The sequence below is a fragment of the Oleiphilus sp. HI0067 genome, from assembly GCF_001635735.1.
In genome coordinates, this window is the sequence record NZ_LWFI01001283.1 from 1 (window position 1) to 1,800 (window position 1,800).

The 1,800-nt window shown below is 46.0% G+C and carries 2 protein-coding genes; one reads left to right on the forward strand and one right to left on the reverse strand.

Annotated features, from left to right (window positions below; genetic code table 11):
- On the forward strand, window positions 1–971 hold a 971-nt coding region (locus A3739_RS19845; RefSeq protein WP_255376786.1), incomplete at its 5' end, for a penicillin-binding transpeptidase domain-containing protein.
- A gap of 105 nt (window positions 972–1,076) precedes the next feature.
- On the opposite strand, the gene A3739_RS19850 is transcribed toward A3739_RS19845, so the two are convergent.
- Window positions 1,077–1,800 (reverse strand): malic enzyme-like NAD(P)-binding protein (locus A3739_RS19850; protein WP_304440293.1); only part of this gene is annotated, 724 nt, incomplete at its 5' end.

Here is a 1,800-nt window from a genome sequence, read left to right on the forward strand (position 1 = left end):
ATGATGCACCCTTAGTTTTTAATGACAAAAACTTAGAGACATCGTGGCGACCAGAAAACTCGAGTGGCAAATTTTACGGCCCCACAAGACTAAGAGAAGCGTTTTATCGCTCTCGAAACCTTGTATCGATTCGCTTACTCAAAAGCATGGGAATCAAGCCGACACTCAAGCACATCACAAAATTTGGCTTCAACGAGCGAGACCTGCCTAAAGACCTCTCACTCGCTCTAGGTAGCGCAGGTATTACACCTATCGATGTAGCCGCCGGATACGCAATGATCGCCAATGGCGGTCATTATATCGAGCCATATTTGGTTACTCATATTGAGAACAGCAAAGGTGAAACACTTTACAAATCTGATCCCTATGTTGTTTGCGATAAAATTTGTATGGTAGAGAAAAACGCAGCGGAAGAAGAAAATGACGCAAGCACTGAAGACGGGCTGACTAAAGAAAGCTTCAAGCCCGCTCCTCGCATTGCAGATGCACGCGCGGTATTTATTCTTCACTCAATGATGAAAGACGTAATTAAAAAAGGTACTGGTCGACGCGCTTCTGCGCTCAAAAGATCCGACATTGGCGGCAAAACAGGAACGACCAACGATCAAAAAGATGCTTGGTTCTCGGGCTTTAACACTGAGGTCGCAACGAGTGTATGGGTAGGTTTTGACAATCCAGAGACACTTGGCCGCAGAGAGTACGGCTCTAGAGCCGCGCTACCAATTTGGATGGATTTTATGAAAGACGCATTGGCTGACACTCCTGCTGCACACTTAGCACAACCGGAAGGCATTATTAGCGTTAAGATCAACGCCAAGACAGGCCTTCGGACATCATATGCAGAACAAACACTGTTTGAATACTTTAGAAACGAAAACAAACCTGAAGAAGAGCGGGCAACTCCGCCGAGCTTAGATCAGTTCGTCACCACTCCGAGCGAAAGTACTGCTCGCCCTGAGGATATTTTCTAAGCACCTCGATTTAGCTGATCGAATTACTCATCATGGCTTCGTCCTCAATTCTTGAACAAAAAAAAGCCGCATACTTAGATGCGGCTTTTTTGAAACGACTATTGATTACTTGATGTCATCAACAGTGCTCAATGGATAGTGCTCTGGGTAACCAAAACGCGCAACACCAGAATCAACAGCTGCTTTCGCTACGGCTGCTGATACAGCGCCAAGCAAACGGGAGTCAAGCGGCTTAGGAATGATGTAGTCCTTACCGTACTCAAGCGCCTCACCACCGTAAGCATCGATAACGTCTTGAGGAACTGGCTCTTTAGCAAGATCTTTGATTGCGTGAACCGCTGCCACTTTCATCTCTTCGTTGATCGCTTTAGCACGAACGTCTAACGCTCCACGGAAGATGAATGGGAAACCAAGAACATTGTTCACCTGGTTCGGGTAATCAGAACGACCAGTCGCCATGATTAGATCATCACGTGCAGCAAGCGCTGTTTCAGGCTGGATCTCTGGATCAGGGTTTGAACATGCAAAGATAACTGGGTTTGGAGCCATGCGATTCAAATCTTCAACAGAAAGAAGGTCTGGACCAGAAAGACCAACGAACACGTCAGCACCATCACAAGCATCTGAAAGCGTACGCTTGTCAGTATCGTTTGCGAACATCGCTTTGTATTGGTTCAAATCATCACGACCAGTGTGAATCACACCTTTACGGTCAAGCATGAAGATGTTCTCTTGCTTCATACCACAAGAAATCAAAATTTTCATACATGCGATTGCTGCAGCGCCCGCACCTAGACATACAACTTTAGCATCTTCAATGTTCTTACCT